The 17,087-nt window shown below is 60.3% G+C and carries 13 protein-coding genes; 6 read left to right on the top strand and 7 right to left on the bottom strand.

Features of this window, described 5'->3' with window-relative positions:
* Positions 1 to 105 precede the first annotated feature (105 nt).
* Together MOP44_RS20795 and MOP44_RS20790 are read right to left on the bottom strand one after the other, a co-directional pair.
* The gene (locus MOP44_RS20795) at positions 106 to 3,498 is read right to left on the bottom strand and encodes a S41 family peptidase (RefSeq protein ID WP_260792320.1); all 3,393 of its coding nucleotides are present in this window, start codon (positions 3,496 to 3,498) and stop codon (positions 106 to 108) included.
* A 148-nt stretch (positions 3,499 to 3,646) separates the two neighbouring features.
* The gene (locus MOP44_RS20790) at positions 3,647 to 4,663 is read right to left on the bottom strand and encodes an acetamidase/formamidase family protein (protein ID WP_260792319.1); all 1,017 of its coding nucleotides are present in this window, start codon (positions 4,661 to 4,663) and stop codon (positions 3,647 to 3,649) included.
* 147 nt (positions 4,664 to 4,810) lie between these two features.
* Here MOP44_RS20790 and MOP44_RS20785 point away from each other — a divergent pair, with 147 nt between their 5' ends.
* From MOP44_RS20785 to MOP44_RS20760, 6 genes are all read left to right on the top strand, one after another.
* Complete coding sequence (locus MOP44_RS20785) at positions 4,811 to 5,194, top strand: hypothetical protein (RefSeq protein WP_260792318.1); 384 nt, start codon at positions 4,811 to 4,813, stop codon at positions 5,192 to 5,194.
* Between the two features lie 93 nt (positions 5,195 to 5,287).
* On the top strand, positions 5,288 to 5,638 hold the full coding sequence (locus MOP44_RS20780; RefSeq protein ID WP_260792317.1) for a hypothetical protein: 351 nt from the start codon (positions 5,288 to 5,290) through the stop codon (positions 5,636 to 5,638).
* Between the two features lie 92 nt (positions 5,639 to 5,730).
* Complete coding sequence (secA, locus tag MOP44_RS20775) at positions 5,731 to 8,721, top strand: preprotein translocase subunit SecA (RefSeq protein ID WP_260792316.1); 2,991 nt, start codon at positions 5,731 to 5,733, stop codon at positions 8,719 to 8,721.
* 237 nt (positions 8,722 to 8,958) lie between these two features.
* On the top strand, positions 8,959 to 10,299 hold the full coding sequence (locus MOP44_RS20770; RefSeq protein WP_260792315.1) for a Gfo/Idh/MocA family protein: 1,341 nt from the start codon (positions 8,959 to 8,961) through the stop codon (positions 10,297 to 10,299).
* Between the two features lie 158 nt (positions 10,300 to 10,457).
* Positions 10,458 to 11,321, top strand: coding sequence for a sugar phosphate isomerase/epimerase family protein (locus MOP44_RS20765; RefSeq protein WP_260792314.1), 864 nt, complete (start codon positions 10,458 to 10,460; stop codon positions 11,319 to 11,321).
* A complete protein-coding gene (locus tag MOP44_RS20760) occupies positions 11,318 to 12,076 on the top strand; it encodes a hypothetical protein (RefSeq protein WP_260792313.1) in 759 nt (252 codons plus the stop codon). The genes MOP44_RS20765 and MOP44_RS20760 overlap by 4 nt, the downstream gene beginning before the upstream one ends.
* A 27-nt stretch (positions 12,077 to 12,103) precedes the next feature.
* Here MOP44_RS20760 and MOP44_RS20755 read toward each other — a convergent pair whose 3' ends face one another.
* The 5 genes from MOP44_RS20755 to topA form a co-directional block, all read right to left on the bottom strand.
* Entirely contained in the window at positions 12,104 to 12,583 is a 480-nt protein-coding gene (locus MOP44_RS20755) for a DUF3574 domain-containing protein (protein WP_260792312.1), read from the bottom strand.
* On the bottom strand, positions 12,573 to 12,857 hold the full coding sequence (locus tag MOP44_RS20750) for a DUF427 domain-containing protein (RefSeq protein WP_260792311.1): 285 nt from the start codon (positions 12,855 to 12,857) through the stop codon (positions 12,573 to 12,575). The genes MOP44_RS20755 and MOP44_RS20750 overlap by 11 nt, the downstream gene beginning before the upstream one ends.
* 166 nt (positions 12,858 to 13,023) lie before the next feature.
* Positions 13,024 to 13,347, bottom strand: coding sequence for a hypothetical protein (locus tag MOP44_RS20745; protein WP_260792310.1), 324 nt, complete (start codon positions 13,345 to 13,347; stop codon positions 13,024 to 13,026).
* Positions 13,348 to 13,492: 145 nt separating this feature from the next.
* Positions 13,493 to 13,984, bottom strand: a complete 492-nt coding sequence (locus tag MOP44_RS20740) for a DUF4760 domain-containing protein (RefSeq protein WP_260792309.1) — start codon at positions 13,982 to 13,984, stop codon at positions 13,493 to 13,495.
* Positions 13,985 to 14,119: 135 nt separating this feature from the next.
* Positions 14,120 to 16,792: a type I DNA topoisomerase gene (gene topA, locus MOP44_RS20735; protein ID WP_260792308.1), complete on the bottom strand. Its 2,673-nt coding sequence runs from the start codon at positions 16,790 to 16,792 to the stop codon at positions 14,120 to 14,122.
* Between the last annotated feature and the right edge of the window lie 295 nt (positions 16,793 to 17,087).

The following is a 17,087-nucleotide window of genomic DNA, read 5'->3' as shown; positions in this document are numbered from 1 at the left end:
GTCTCCTCAGTTGGTTCCGTTGAGAAGATTCGCAGGCATGCCAAAAGGATGCTCTAAAACAAAAGGGGGCCGGTCGGCCCCCTCTTTTCAGTATTTCCTGCTTTCCTATTGACTGCCCTTGAACGATTTGTCCGGCCGCCCCGGGATCGCCGGCACCGGGCGCGGATCGGCTTTGATCTCGGCCTGCAGCTCCTTGATTGCCGCTTCAAGCTGCGCGTCGTTACCGCTGTAGCTTGCATGCGGGAGGTTATCGACAACCATGTCTGGATCGACGCCGTGCCCTTCAATCAGCCACTTGCCGTCCGCGTAGACGCCGGTCTCGGCGGCCGAGGCAATGCCGTTGTCGGCCTGCCGGTTGTCGAAGCTGAGCCAGATCTCGCCGCCCCAGGTACGCATGCCGATCACCTTGCCCAGCTTGAGCCGTCTGAAACCCTCGCTGAAGGCCTCGCCGTCTGAAGCGGTCTCGTGATCGCAGAGCACAACGATGTGCCCGCGGAAGGCATACTGCATGTTCCAGCTTGGATTGCCCACGCGCGGCGCAAAGTAGAACCAGGCCTGGCGCAGCAGCTTGCTCAGCAGCCATGAATCGATGTTGCCGCCGTGGTTGTGGCGCACGTCGATGATCAGCCCCTGGCGATCGAAGACGGGATAAAAGTCGCGCGCCCACTGATCCATATCATTGGGCCCCATGGCGCGCAGATGCACATACCCAATGCTGTTGTTCGATTCCTTCTCCACAGCCAGGCGCCGCGTGTACTCCCATTCGTTGTAGCGAAGCTGCGAGTCGTCTCGCGCCGAGACCGGCGTGACCAGAACGTCTCTAGCATCACCCTTTGCGTCCTTCACGTGCAGCAGAACCTGCGCGCCGGATTTGTTGCGCAGCAGAGCGCCTTCGTCCGGGACGCTGAGCGTGTCTGTGCCATCGATGGAGGTGATGACCTCGCCTTCCTTCACCAGCGAATCCGGCCTGGCGAACGGAGGTGCGAGGTTGGGTAGGTCAGGATCGTGCGCGTAGATGTGCTCCACCACGTAACCGCCGGCCTTTTCGTCGCGCTTCAACTGTGCTCCGAGCGTAGCGACATCAACGTGGTCGGCGGTCTTCCGCGCATCACCGCCTTGTACGAATGTGTGCAGCGCCGAAAGCTCACCGACCATCTGCGCGATAACGTCATTTAGTTCGTCGCGATCGGCCACGCGATCCACCAGCGGCAGATAGCGGTCCCGCATCGCCGACCAGTTCACGCCATGCATGTTCTTGTCGTAGAAGTAATCGCGCTGCAGCCGCCACGCATCGAGAAAGATGCCGCGGAACTCTTCACGCGGATTCACGTTGATTTGCCAGCGCGAGAGATTTACAGCGGCCTTAGCCTGCGCCTTCGCGTCGCTCGTACTTTTCACATCCGAGTCGTAGATGTAGAAGTTGTCGCCTTTGGCGATCAGCATCTTTTTGCGGTCGGCGGAGATCTCAAAGCCCTTCACATCGCTCATCACCGTATCCACTTCATCGCCCTTATTGGCAATGTCGAGACACTGCAGCGCGATGTGTTCGCCGCGCTCGTCGGCAGCATTGCCCCAGCACAGACGCTTCTCCGTGGCCTGGAGGCCAAAGTAGTTGCCGGAAGGCGCGGGCACTTCGGACAATCGCGAAGCCAGATCATCGAAGTCGATCTTGACCTCGACCTTCTTCTCTTCCTTTTTGTCTTCTTTCTTCTCCTCCGGCTTCTTCTCGTCCTTCTTGTCGGCGGCGGCCTTGTCCGTGGACTTCTTATCTGCCGACTTGTCGTCCTTCTTCTCTTCCTTCTTTTCTTCTTTCTTCTCGTCGTCCTTCTTGTCCGGATGCAGTTCATCCGGCTGTAGGAAGGGCGAGCGCAGCCCGGCAGTCAGAGCAAGCTGGTAGACCTTTACCGGCCGGTCGTAGTGCGGCTCGGGTTCACGCGGCCCCCAGGGTGAAGGCACCGTCGTCTTCAACTCGCGGTCCGAGAGAAAGTAGAGCCACTTGCCATCGCTCGACCACGCCGGACTCCCGGAGTTAAACCGGTTCGATGTAATCGTCTCAATCTTGCCCGAATCAGTGCTGAGGATCTTCACCTGCTGGAACTGGTTATCCGCGCTCTCGCTATAGGCCAGCCACTTCGAATCCGGTGACCAGGTCAGGTCGGTGAAGTCGCCGTTCATCGACTGCGCGATGCGCTTGTCCGTCTTCGCCTTGATATCGAACAGCCAGAGCTCCTGGTCTTTGTTGGTGTGCGCCAGCCACTTGCCGTCAGGCGAAATCACGCCACCATTGCGCAGCACCTTCGCCTCCTTCGTCCACTGCTCGGGCTTGCCCACGCCATTCGCGGGGAAGCTCCAGAATTCCGCCTCGCCTGTCTGCGTGGAGAGAGCGACGATCGACTTGCCGTCAGGCGAGAACATCGCTTCGCGGAATCGCACGCCGGAGTCAGCAGCCACGCGCACCGTGCGCCCGTTCTGCGCCGGGATGGTGAACACTTCACCGCGTGCCGTGAAGACGGCCTTGGAACCGTCGGGAGCAATGTGCACGGCGGTTAGATAATCCGCCGGCTTCTTCACCCAGTGTTCGCGCAACTGGTCGAAATCCGACTGGAGCGTGACGGGAATGACCTCGTCATGTCCGTTCGCCAGATCCAGGTTCCACAAATCAGCGCCCGCGGCGTAGACGATGTGGCCATCCGAAAGCGACGCCGACTGCACGTCAAAGATCTTCTGATGACTCTCCTGCTTCACATCCTTGCCGTCCGCATTCATCGACCAGACATTCATCACGCCGTCGCGGTCACTGAGGAAGTAGACGCGGCCGCTGGCAACCATCGGATGTGCGGAAGCGCCGTCGTAATCGGCCGTGAGCGGCACAGCTTCATTCGTCCCGTCGAAGCGCCACAGGTTCTCGGCCCATCCGCCCTTGTAGCGCTTTGTTTCGCTCCATTGCCTCGTCCAGCGCGTGAAGAAAAGCGTGTGACCATCGGCGGACCAGGCGCCTTCCGCGGCTTCCGCCAGAGGCACAATCTCGCGCTTGCCCTGCGCGTCCACCAGCACCAGCCTGTCGCCCGGCAGCGTGGAGTAGCGCGATGTCGCGATCATCAGCCGCCCATCGGGTGACCAGCCAGCGGGCGCAGCAGCGCCCTCCCACGTGCGGCGCTGCGGAAGCCCACCGCTGATCCGCATCGTGTACACCTCGTTCGGACCTTCGTAATCCGCGAGAAAGGCGACGGTCTTGCCGTCAGGCGAGATCACGGGGGTCGTCTCAGTGCCGGGCGCGGTGGTGAGACGCTCCGCGGTTCCGCCCTTCAAACTCACGGTCCACAGATCGCCCTCAGAGGTGAAGACGATTGTGTCGCCATGCACGGCCGGATTGCGGTAGTAGCCGCGGTGGGTGTTCTCGGCTCCGTTCGTATCGGGTGTGGCCGCAAGGAGCGGGAAAGCTGCGAGTGAGAACGAGGCAAGAATGGCTGCACGGCGCAGGATAGGGCGAATCAGCATGAGAGCTCCCTTGAGCGCGCGGTTCCCAGGGCGTACAGGCGCGAAGAAGGCCCTTGCGGAACACGGCTGCAAACCGGATGTCCGGTGATTGCTTTGAAGGATACTACGGCGCATCTGCGTGCGCCGCCCCGGATTGATCGCAGTCAGCTCACTGCTTGAAGATCGACTTCGGACACATCGCGTGCACGCCGACGTTGCCATCCACAAGCTGCGTGATGTCGACGTCGACTGCAACGCTGGTTAGCATGTAGGCTTCGTCGCGCGAGAGGTGCTTTTCGTCAACCAGGAAGTTGATCATGTCGCGAACCGCGAGCGTAGTAGCTTCCTTGAGATCAGGACTGAACCCCATGCTGATGTAGCTGGTCGGCGTTTCAGCGCGCGGCCACAGCAAGTGCCTGTCTTTGTGGACGACGAAGCGAAAAGTACCGGAGAGGAATGTCTCCAGTGCGGTGATATCGACCTCGCCATTTCCCTGCCCCGCGTGGCCGTCGCCCACTTCAAAGAGCGCCCCCTTGGCATGCACCGGCAGGTAAAGCGTGATTCCCGCGACCAGTTCCTTGTTATCCATGTTGCCGCCGTGCATCCATGGCGGTGCGCTGTCATAGCGGGCGGCGGAATCAGGCGGCGCCACGCCCATGCTGCCGAAGAACGGGTGCAGCGGGATTTCGATGCCGGGTGCGAACTTCGCGACCATCTTTTCGCGGTCGAGCGGGATGATCTTGCGGCGGCTGTACGGGAAATCGTTCGGCAGGAATCCGCGCCCCACGCCGAATCCATTGCACGCGAAAGGCACATCGATGTCGATCTTCACAATCTGCACTTCGAGCACATCGCCGGGTTCTGCCTCGGCGATCTCCAGTGGCCCGGTCAGAATGTGTCCGCCAGGACCGCGGTCCTTCACCTGGGAGTAGATTTCGGCGTTGTAGGCGGGGATGTCAGCGGTGGCGACTCCTTCCGCAACCATGCGTTCGGTCGGGCCGCACGTGGAAAGCGTCTGGATGCGCACGGTCTCGCCGGTGTGGACCGTCATCACGGGCTTCGCCTTCGCCGAGTAGTATCCCCAGACCACCGTAGACGGCGACGCAGGGAGAGTGACGGTAGCACTCTGCGCAATCAATGCCGCAGTCGGGAGTAGACTTGCCGCAAACCAGCATTTGAGTCGCATCTAACTCTCCAGGGGAACCGTCGGAAGGCTGAAAGGAACGAACGAAGTGTTTCTGAGTCTAACCGACAAAGCCCAAGAACTAGCGCGGCGGCTTTGTTGCGCAGCGGAAGCGCAGCACTTATGGCACAATATGAGACGGAAGCATAGATGACACCGAACCGCCACAGGAACGCATGGATCTGGGTCGCGATCACCGCGATCGCGCTTGCGACCGTGGCACGCGCCGAGTCCGGCTTCGAGCTGGCGCGAGTCTATGCCAATCCGGTGCTGGTGTATCTGGCGACGGACCACCAGGCGCAAGCCGCAGAAACCGCACAGATTCACAAGGGATCGGTCGCGGCGGCCCGGGCTCTTTCCTCTACAAGCACGAACTCCGGCATGTGGCTGGAACTGCTGCCGATTCTGTTTGTCGGCCTGCTTCTGCCCTTCGGTCTTCTGTCACCGCTCAGTTCCCTTTCTCTTGGCCGGCAGTTTGCGGCGCCGGCGATCCCCGCGCTCTTCCAGCGGCCTCCTCCAGCACAACTCCTCTAGTCGCTTCGCCTTCTGATCGCAGTTCATGGGCCGGTTTGCCCTGCTGTAAATCAGACCTGTCGCGAACCCTTCTACTCAGAGGAGTGAACTCTAATGCAATGGCTTGGAACCCTGTTCCTGTCTGCCCCGCTCGTGTGCATCGTTGCGCTGGTGCTGCTTGCTTTTCTGCAAGGCCTGCGTCTGCACTTCGACCCCAAAGCTCGCGCCCGAAAGAGTGTCCGCCGCACCGGCGCCGCTTACGCTCTCGGAGCGACATTCCTTTATTTTTCAATGTTCTACCACCCCCGGCTGGAACTGGCCGCAACGGCACAAACTCAACAGCAGGAGCAGCAGGACGAAGACGACAGCGGCGAACCCGAATCGCCAATCCGTCGCTTCCTTCGCCAATTGCGGAGCATTCGCCGGGGCGAGCCCGTCGACCGCCTCATCTGGAAGCTGGAATGAGCGAGCCTGGCGCAAAAACCGGAACCCACGGACGGCTCGTTCGTCCGTCGGTGCAGAACACACGGCATTTACACTGGTAAACGGAGAATTCTGTGTTTTTCGATAAGGCATTTACGAAAGTATTCGGCACGGCCAACGAGCGCGTGATCAAGAAGCTGATTCCCATTGTGAACAGCATCAACGCGTTAGAGCCGGCTACGAAAGAACTGTCAGACGAGCAGTTGAAGGCCAAGACAGCCGAGTTCAAGACACGCATCGCCCAGCGCCTGGAAGGGCTGACCGACCCCGACGCCATTAAGCAGGCGGAGCGCGCGGCGCTCGACGAGATCCTGCCCGAAGCCTTCGCCGTGGTTCGCGAGGCCGGCTGGCGTACGGTCAAAATGCGCCACTTCGACGTGCAGCTCATCGGCGGCATGGTTCTGCACCACGGCAAAATTTCCGAAATGAAGACCGGCGAAGGCAAAACGCTGGTCGCCACCCTTGCCTGCTATCTCAACGCGCTCGCCGGGCGCGGCGTCCACGTCGTCACGGTCAACGACTACCTGGCCAAGCGCGACGCCGAGTGGATGGGCAAGATCTACGAGTTCCTCGGCCTCACCGTCGGTGTCATCGTGCACGATCTGAGCGACGACGAGCGCCGCGCGGCTTATGGCGCCGACATCACCTACGGTACCAACAACGAGTTCGGCTTCGACTACCTCCGCGACAACATGAAGTTCGATATCAAGGACTGCGTGCAGCGCGGGCACTACTACTCTATCGTCGACGAAGTCGACTCGATCCTCATCGACGAAGCGCGTACGCCACTCATCATCTCGGGCCCAACGGACCAGACCACCGACAAGTACCAGCGCGTGAAGGGAATCATTCCCAAGCTGGTCAAGGGCGAAGAAACCGAGACGCTGGAAGGCAAAACGTTCACCGGCGACTACGTAGTGGACGAGAAGCATCGTACCATTGGCGTCACGGACGAAGGCTGGGTCAGCATCGAGCGAGAGCTCAACATCGACAACATTGCCGACGCAGAAAACTGGGATCTCAAGCACTTTGTCGAAACGGCGATCAAAGCACATGCCCTGTACAAGCGCGACGTTGACTACGTCGTGAAGGACGGCGAAGTCATCATCGTCGACACCTTCACTGGCCGCCTGATGCCAGGGCGCCGCTGGAGCGATGGGCTGCACCAGTCCATCGAAGCCAAGGAAGGCGTGCAGGTCCGCAAGGAAGACCAGACGCTGGCGACCATCACCTTCCAGAACTACTTCCGCCTCTATCAAAAGCTGAGCGGTATGACAGGCACGGCCGAAACTGAGGCCGCCGAATTCGAGAAGATCTACAAGCTCGAAATCGTTGTCATACCGACGAACAAGCCTCTTCTGCGCGTCGAGAACTCCGACGTCGTCTATCGCACCGAGAAAGAAAAGTACACGGCCGTTGCCGATAACATCGCCGAGCTGTACGAGAAAAAGCAGCCCGCTCTCGTCGGCACCACGTCTATCGAAAAGTCGGAGCGCCTCTCAGCGATTCTGCAACGCAAAGGCGTGCCGCACGTCGTGCTCAACGCCAAGTTCCATGAGCGTGAAGCCGAGATTGTAGCCCAGGCCGGCAAGCTGGGCCGCGTCACCATCGCCACCAACATGGCAGGCCGCGGAACCGACATTTTGCTCGGCGGCAACGCCGACTTCATGACTCGCCAGCAGCTCGTCAAGCAGAACAACGCGCGTGCGCTCAGCGCAGGCGAAGGCAAGATCAACCCCATGGCCCCCGCGGGCTTCCTGCGCTTCTACTACCAAGGCCAGGAGTTCGAAGTCTCCGAGACCGACTGGGCCGAGGTAAACAAGATTCACGCGGAAGCGGCCGCGCAGGAACACGCCCAAGTCATCGAGGCCGGCGGCCTCTTCATCCTTGGCACCGAGCGCCACGAGTCACGCCGCATCGACAACCAGTTGCGCGGACGCGCCGGACGCCAGGGCGATCCCGGCGCCTCACGCTTCTTCCTCTCGCTTGAAGACGACCTCATGCGCATCTTTGCCAAGCAGTGGGTTTCCACGCTGCTTGAGCGTCTCGGTATGGAAGAGGGCGTGCCGATCGAGTCGCGCATGATCTCCAACCGCATTGAGGCCGCGCAGAAGGCCGTCGAATCCCAGAACTTCGAATCCCGCAAACACGTTCTCGAGTACGACGACGTCATGAACAAGCAGCGCGAGGCGGTCTACGGTCTTCGCCGCCAGCTTCTCGAAGGCGTCGATCAGCGCGAGCTCATCCTGGAAGACTACGTCGGAGGCATCCTTTCAAGTTCGCTCGACGAGTTTGCCCCCGAAGACAAGCACGCGGACCAGTGGAACATCAAGGGCCTGCAGGAAAAACTGATGGGCCAGTTCGGCGTAAGCCTCGAAGCAGCGGGCATCAAGCCACTGGAATTGGCGCGCCACGAACTCGGCGACGAAATCTTCGAGCGCCTGAAGCAGGAATACGAAGCCAAGGAGAACATCCTCGGCGCGCCCACCATGCGTTATCACGAACGCATGGTCATGCTCAGTGTCATGGACGGTCTCTGGAAAGATCACCTCCTCTCCATGGATCACCTGAAGGAAGGCATCGGGTTGCGCGGCTATGCGCAGCGCGACCCGCTCGTCGAATACAAGCGCGAATCGTTCGACATGTTCGAAGCGATGATGCTGAAGTTCCAGGAAGACACCGTGCGCTTCCTGTTCCGCATGCAGATCATCGGACCGGACGGCCAGCCTGTGAACGCCGCTCCGCAGCCTCGCCGCGAAGTGCCGGCAGCGCCGCCCGTAGCCTCTGCTGCTCGGCCCGCTCCTGGCGATGGACATCGCGCCCCGGTGCTGGAAGCGCCGCGCGAGATTCCCGTTCCTACGCGCGCACCGCAGACAACCATCGACCAGTTGGAGAAGGAGTTCGCGAAGAAGAAGCAGCGCGAGCTTGCGCACGCCAGCATGGCCGGAGGCTCAGCCGCCAGCCAGCCCAGCCAGCGCCGTACCGGCGACAAGGTCGGCCGCAACGACCCCTGCCCCTGCGGCTCCGGCAAGAAGTACAAGAAGTGCCACGGCACCGAAGCCTAAGCACAATAGCACTTAAAACAAGAGAGCATCCGGATCGCAGTCCCGGATGCTCTTTCTGTTTTGTGTCGATGAATTTGTAGCGCCGGTCTCCTGACCGGCTGTCGTGGCGATCTCCTGATCGCCACCCTCCCGCGCCTCGACAGAGTAAGATTCTCTGGTCGGAAAATGCGCTGCGCAACCGCTCTTCAACCGCGCTTTTCTTCGCTTCAACTCTAGATTCCCATGGGAGGCAACACCTTGGTTACTCGGCGTGAATTCCTCGACACGCTCGCAATCGGCACTGCCGGACTTGCTATCAGCTCAACTGCAAAATCCTACGGACAGATCATGGGCGCCAACGATCGGCTCAACTTCGCCGTCATTGGCGTGCGCAGCCGCGCCTACGCACATCTCTCGTCGCTCAAAGCCAATAAAAGCTCCGCGCGCATCACCTACGTGTGCGACGTGGATTCGGAGACACTGAAAAAGTTCGCCGACGCCACACAGCAGGAGATGGGCGAACCCGCAGCCGCAGAGCGCGACTTCCGCAACATTCTCGCGAAGAAAGACGTCGACGCCATCACCATCGCAACGCCCGATCACTGGCACACGCCTCTGGCGATCCTCGGCCTCAAGGCGGGCAAGCATGTGTATCTCGAAAAGCCCTGCAGCCACAATCCCGCTGAAGGCGCGATGCTGCTTCAGGCCGTGCGCAAATACGGCAAGAAGGTGCAGATGGGCACGCAGCAGCGCTCCTCGCCGCACACCATCGAGATCATCGACAAGATTCACTCCGGCGCAATCGGCACGCCCTACCTCGCCAAGGCCTGGTACGCGAACACCCGCAAGTCCATTGGTGTGGGCAAGCCGGCGCCTGTACCGGCACAGCTCGACTGGGACCTCTGGCAGGGGCCCGCGCCGCGCCAGGAATACAAGGACAACGTGCAGCCATACAACTGGCACTGGTTCCGCGTCTGGGGCACAGGCGAAACGCTCAACAACGGCACCCATGAAGTCGATGTCTGCCGCTGGGCACTCGGCGTGGATTACCCCGAGACCGTGAGCGCACAGGGCGGCCGCTATCAATACAAGGACGACTGGCAGTTCTACGACACCCTGATCACCAACTTCAACTACCCTGCGGTCGGCGCGACCGGCGGCAAGATGATCACCTGGGAAGGCAATAGCTGCCAGGGAATGCGCACCTACAATCGCGACCGCGGTTCCGTGATCCTCGGTACCGAAGGCTCCGTGATCGTCGACCGCGACGGCTACGAGACCTACGACTGGAAAGGCAAGAAGACCGGCGAGGTGAGAGCACAGAAGGAACAGACCTCATCAGCCGACCTCACCGGCCGCGACTCCATGACCGACCGCCACTTCGCCAACTTCATCGCTGCGGTCAAGTCCGGCGAGAAGCTTCACGCCCCCATCGAGATCGGCAACGTCGCGGTAACAATGCTGCAGCTCTCGAACGTGGCCTGGGAAACGAACCGCGTCCTCTCGCTCGACACCGCAGACGCAAAAATCAAGAATGATGCCGAAGCAATGAAGCACTGGGGCCGCACCTACGAGAAAGGCTGGGCACCGACCGTTTGAACCTCCAAGCCGCCACCGCGCTCCATTCCGGATTTGCCATCCTGAACGGGGCGCGAAGCGCGCAATCAAAGGACCTGCATTCCGCGAAAGCAATCCAGAGCACCGGCAGGCTTTCGGCTAAAACACCCAGAACTACCGAACCATAAGAGTAAACACTCATGACACCGACCCTCTCTCGCCGCAAGCTCCTCCAGTCCTCCGCACTCGCCGCCGCAGCCACCGCGCTGCCCTCCTTCGCCGAGCCCAAGGCCGAAACCGGCAAGCCATCACCCATTCGCCTCGGCCTCTGCAGCTACACCTTTCGCAACTTTACGCGCGCCCAGATGATCCCCTTCCTCAAGCAGCTCCACATCTCAGAGCTGAACGCCAAGGACGTGAAGGATCATCTGCCCACCGACCCAACCCAGGAGCAGGCCGCCGTCGACGACTACAAGGCCAATGGCATCCACCTGCACGCCGCCGGCGCCATTTACTTCCGCAAGAACGAAGAGGCTGACGTCCGCGCCCAGTTCGAATATGTAAAGCGCGCAGGCATTCCCGTCATCGTGGCCGGCGACCCAACCCCCGAGACCCTGCCCAAAATCGAGTCCTTCGCGAAGGAATACGACATCCGCATCGCCATCCACAACCACGGCCCTGAGGACAAGCTCTGGCCCAGCCCGCTCGACATCCTCAAGGACATCAAGGGCCTCGACCAGCGCATTGGCTGCTGCATCGACGTAGGCCACACCGTCCGCGCCGGCACTGATGTTGTCGAAGCCATCCGCGCCGTCGGCCCGCGCCTCTTCAACATGCACATGAAGGATCTGGCCAGCTTCACCGACAAAGAGAGCCAGGTCTCCGTGGGCGCAGGCAAGATGCCCGTGCGCGAAATCTTTCAGGCACTCATCATCACCGGCTACAAGGGCTTCGTCGACCTCGAATACGAAATCAAAGCCGATGACCCCATGCCCGGCGTCATCGAGAGCATCGCCTACCAGCGCGGAGTGCTCACCGGCCTCGGCTACACCACGAGCGCATGACAGACCCGATCACGCCGGCCGATCCGCACCACTCATGGTGGAAACTCCGGTGGACGCGGGTGTTCACAGCCCTGTGCGTGATCGTTCCCTTTCCAGTTTTGTTGGCTTGGTATCTGCAGCCTTGGTACTCCGCGCGACAAATCGGAAGCCACATGCTCGCCCTGCATGTCGAACCGGCACGTCTACACGACACGGATCGCTCCCCTGTCGATCCGGAGCGGCTGCGAGCATTCGAGTATTCCTTTCAATCTCCCTGGGGTAAGGTGGACACGCGCAAAGACCTGAAACACGCCACCATTTTCCTGTGGAACGATGGCCCGATACTCACCGCATTCGAGCCGGTGAGCAAGTCCGACTCAGCGCAAACCATCGACCCAAAGCGTGTCAGTGTCCACGACCTCGGACTCATCTTTGTAAATCATGGGTATAACTCATTGGCCGCCGAACTCAATGCGACGCCGGAGCAGATCCACTGGTGGGACCGCTCGGGTTCAGCGCGACTGGGCTATCTGTTGGCCATGAAAGAGCTGAACCTACAGCGCGGATCCGTCACATACAAGATAGAGAATGAGGAACTGCGTGGCTTTCAGTTCAGCGATCACGCCATCGCTCCGTTCCAGGTCACCTTGGAGTTATTCGACGTGAACGGCCGGCGTTACGAGCTGACGATAACCTCGCCGCCGGACTCCCGCAAAGTCACGCAGGCCGACATCAACGCCCTGGTCGCGTCATTCCGCCCCATCCCTCACAGCTGATCACTGATGACTGACTGACCACTGTTTTTAGAACGACACGTCCGCCGGCTCGGTCACTCGCAGCACGGACTGATCCCCCGTCATCTTCTTCCACGCCGCGCGAATCCCATCGATTTTGCCGCGATTCTCGGCTGAATCGGCGTAGTAGATCACCAGCATCTTGGTATGCAGCCGCTCCGGCACGGTCTGGCCTTTGCTGAGCCACTGGCCATAGACGTCCAGCACACTTAGCCCATCAGGAAAGCGCGGCGTGACCTCGCGGTCCAGGAACTCCCGCCATTTCGCTTCGCTGATTCCCTGCTCCGGATGATCCGCTGGCCCCAAGCCGAAATATAGCTTGGTATCCACCCAGCCGCTGGTCTGCCCCGGGTGGACTGCATCGCCCTGAAGGGTAGGCGCGGTAGCCGAAGATGGCGGTGGTACCGGGTCGCGATGCCCGCAGCCGCTCGCACCGATCGCCAAGACCCCGGCAAGAGCTGCCGCAAGCAGCGCCGCGCTATTTCTCAATTTCGACGCCGCGCCAGAAGGCCACATGGCCTTTGATCTTGCGCGCTGCGGGCTTGGGATCAGGATAGTACCAGGCTGCGTCGGGATTGTCCTGCCCGTCGATCAGCAGGCTCATGTAACGGGCCTGCCCCTTCCACGGGCAGGTTGAGGTGGTGGAGCTGGGGCGGAAGTACTCCCGCTTGAGACTCGATTCAGGAAAGTAAACGTTCCCTTCCACTTCCTCGGTCTGATCGCTTTCGGCAATCACCTTGCCGTTCCAAGTTGCTCGAGCCATTGAAGTTTCCACTTCGCACAGTTTTTCGTCGCGCCGGCTAGACCGGCCCGACGATGTGCAGCCCCCGCGGCTGTGTTCGGCCGCGGGTCGCCACAATCCATATGACAGTAGCAGAAATCGGCTCGGAGCGCGACGTCCGGGAGTTCGATCCGAATCCGGAGAGTACCTACTTGGCTGCAGTTACCGAGTCGATGTGAACGCTCTTGCCGTCTCCCCCCACCGTGCCCTTAACGGTGACCTTGCTGCCGTAGTACTCCTTCACGGTGTCGGGGTTGTCGATCGTCAGGACAGACTTGTCCTTTTCGGAGACGAACACGGGCTGCATGCCGCCTTCAACGCACTTCTTCACGCAGGCTGCGCCGCTGCCGGCATGCTTCGCGCCGCACATCGAGTCCGAAATCCAGCCGTTCATCGAGCTTGAGTCAGCCGCGCTGGCCGAAACCGCAGACAATGCACCTGCCGCCAACAGCAAAGCAAAGATACGCTTCATTTACGACCTCCGGTAAATTGGGGAGTTCTTTTACCGCTACCATCATCCATCAGCCTGTCAATTTAGGCAAGCCAATCCAAAAAGCCGGTATTGCCGCGCGGTAAAGGGGCTTCGCCGATTGTCGACCCGGCAAAGGACCGCGCGCCTACGCCTTCAACGCCTCTGCCTGTCGCGACGCTGCAGCCGCCTTCATGCGCGCCCGCATGCCGTCCGTCATCTTCCTCACGACCTCCATCCGCGCCGCCGCTGATGGAAAGCGCTTGACCAGATCCGCTGTGCGCGCCATGAACATCGGGCTCCGTTCCCGGATTCCGTCGATGATCGGCTCGAACTTCGCCAGAAGCAGGAAGCCCTCGTTGTTGCAGTCAACAAAAAGCTCCGCCGAAACAGTCCCGTGCAACACCAGCGCCGCGGCCATTTCCCAGTAGCCGATCACCTGGCGCACATAGGCGTTGTGAGGATCTGCCGGATTCATCGCGGTGGCGAAATATTCCTCTGCGGTAGAAGGCCAGAACTCGCCGATGACCCATGCGCGCGCCTTGCGCATCAACTCTTCGCGCCGCAGATCGTAGAGCTTGAGAATGATTTCGGCATCAGCCGGCGTCGCCAGCGAACTTTCCATGGGCATCCGTTCCATTTCTGACTCTCCGCTGCCCATGGTAACGGATCAAGCCTGCTTCGCGCGTTAGAACGCCGAGCGCGACTGACTTCAATCAGGCAAAAAGGATCAGGGAACAGGCACGATCTACTGCCGCATCCTGTTCCCTGCTTTTTACGCCGGCAGCAGCTCGTGCTTCTTCTCTGCGCCATCCACCACCGGCCCGTGCGTCTCGGCCGTAGGTGGTGGCGGCGCATCCCCGATGCGCTTCGAGAAGTGACACGTGCCAGTTCCCTGCTCTACTTCAGCGGCGGCCTTCTTGCCCTTCTTCTTCGGCGCAGGCGCCTCTTCCTTGCTCGCCTTCTTGTTCGGGCATTCAAGGTAGATGCCGCTCTTCAGCGTCTTCTCAAGCAGATAAGCACTGCCGCATTCCGGGCACTTCTCCGGCACAGGCTTGTAGTTCGACGTGAAGTCGCACTTGGGATAGTTCGTGCATCCCCAGAAGATGTTGCCGCGCTTCGCCTTGCGCTCGGCAATATCGCCGGTGCCGCACTTCGGGCACTTCATGCCCTCAATGATGTTCTGCTTCACGTACTTGCACTTGGGATATCCCGAGCACGATACGAACTCGCCATACGCGCCCTGGCGCAGCACCAACGGCTTGCCGCACTGCGGGCAGTCTTCACCCGTCGGCTGCGGAGCGCTCTGCTTCTGCTGCTGCTTCGACGTAAGCTTGCGGAACGTCCTGCACGGCGGATCGGCGTTGTAGTCCGGGCACGCCATGAACATGCCGAACGGTCCGCGCCGCAACACCATCACCTTGCCGCAGTTCTCGCAGTACTCATCCTGCTCGGCTGCGCCTTCGGCCTCCGGCGTATTCAGATCCGGCTTGTTGGCCGTGTTCTCCTTGGTGAACGTGCAGCTCGTCGGATCCTTCTTGTTGTAAGCCGAGCACGCATAGAAGCTGCCGAACTTGCCCCACTTCAACAGCAGAGGCGATCCGCAAAGATCGCACTTCTCGTCCGTCATCTGCTCCATGCGCTTGATGTTGCGCATCTTCTTGTCGGCGTGGTTCAGCTCGTCTTCGAAGTGGTCGTAGAAGCCGTTCAGCAGCGTCGTCCACTTCTCCTTGCCGTCTTCGATGTCGTCAAGCTCTTCCTCAAGCCGCGCCGTGTACTGCGTGTCAAAGATGTACGGGAAGCTCTCCACCAGCAGATCGCAAACCACCATGCCGATCTCCGTCGGATAGAACCGCCCTGCAATCTTCGTCACGTACTCACGATCCTGGATGGTCGAAATAATCGACGCATAAGTCGACGGCCTGCCGATGCCTCGCTCTTCCAGAACCTTCACCAGCGACGCTTCGTTGTAGCGCGGAGGCGGCGATGTGAAGTGGTCTTCCGGCTCCAGCTTCTCCAACGCCAGAGCCTTCACTCCGTCGAGATTCGGCAGCTTGTTCTTCGCTTCATCCTCGTCATCGTTGTTCTTGTCTTCGAACGCCTCATAGACCTTGAGGAAGCCATCGAAGCGCAGTACAGATCCGCTCACGCGGAAGTCGTAAGTCTTGCTGTTCTTCTGCGATACCGCCGCAATCTTCGCCGTGGTCACATCGAACTGCGCCGGCGTCATCTGCGACGCAACAAAGCGCTGCCAGATCAGGCGATACAGCTTCAACTGCTCATCCGTCAGAAACTTCGCCAGCGACTCCGGCGTCCGCGATGCATCCGTCGGGCGAATCGCTTCGTGCGCGTCCTGCGCATCTTTCTTCCCGCGATACTCATTCGGTGTAGCGGGCAGATACTGCGGGCCCAGGTTCTTCGCAATCCATTCCCGCGCGCTCAGCTTGGCTTCCGGCGCTACGCGCGGCGAGTCGGTACGCATGTAAGTGATCAGGCCCACTGGGCCTTCCGATCCAATCTCCACGCCTTCATACAAACGCTGTGCCACGCCCATCGTGCGCCGCACGTTGTAGCCAAGCTTGCTGGCTGCATCGCGCTGCAACTGGCTGGTGATGAACGGAGCTAGCGGCCGCCGCTGCTTCTGCTGCGATTCAACCGACACGACTGACCACTTCGCATCGCCGAGCGCCGCCACCACCTCGTCCATCTGCTTCTTGTCAGGCAACGCGTTCGCGATGAACTGATCCCTGCCGTCCTTGTCCTTGCCATTGGCAACGCGCGCCGGCTCGCCATTGATGCCGACAAACCGCGCCTTGAAGCTGCCGTTCGCCTGCTTCTCAGGGTGCAAAAATGCATCCAGCGTCCAGTACTCAACCGGCTTGAACGCGCCAATCTCGCGCTCGCGTTCCACAATCAGCCGCACGGCCACTGTCTGCACGCGCCCTGCGGAAAGTCCGCGGCGCACCTTATCCCACAGCAGCGGTGAAATCTGATAGCCCACCAGGCGATCGAGCACGCGGCGCGTCTGCTGCGCGTCTACAAGGTTCTGATCCACGTCGCGTGCATGCTGGAACGCGTCCTGCACGGCCTTCTTCGTGATCTCGTTGAAGGTGACGCGGTGAATCTTCTTCTTTTCGTTGCCCGAGGTTCCGAGCTGCAGAAGCAGGTGGTACGCAATGGCCTCGCCTTCGCGGTCAGGGTCAGGCGCCAGGAAAATCTGGTCGGCCTTCGACGCAGCTTTGCGCAACTGGCCCACGACCTTCTCCTTGCCCGGAGACACAATCAGCGTAGGCTCGAACGTCCGCTTCTTCAGCTCAACGCCCAGATCGTTTTTGGGCAGGTCCATGATGTGCCCCACGCTGGCGAGCACTTCGAAGTCCTTGCCAAGATATTTTCCAATCGTCTTCGCTTTAGCAGGCGACTCGACGATCACCAGTGATTTGCTCATTGCCATCCTTATTACTGCAACCACCCCACGCGGCCATTTGACTCGTTTGTGAGGATTTGGTCTCTCTTGTGATTACGCTGGGCGGCTCAAGGTTTCAAGGCCGCACGAAACCAAGGGCCCTGGCCTTTACTTCCTGAGTTGGCCGTGAAATTTGGAAACTATCATGGAAGCCGCTTGCGTTTCCAGTCTGTGCACCGCATTCTGCCGTGTTCGCTTCCCGCGAGAGTACGCGTAATTCGTGCAGTCTTGCAAACTTTCATCAACTCTCCTTCCGCCCCTCTGCCGCGAATCCGCT

It is taken from the genome of Occallatibacter riparius, assembly GCF_025264625.1.
Lineage (GTDB): Bacteria > Acidobacteriota > Terriglobia > Terriglobales > Acidobacteriaceae > Telmatobacter > Telmatobacter riparius.
Note: the sequence above shows the minus strand (reverse complement) of the source record. Positions and strands in the feature narration are given on the sequence as shown.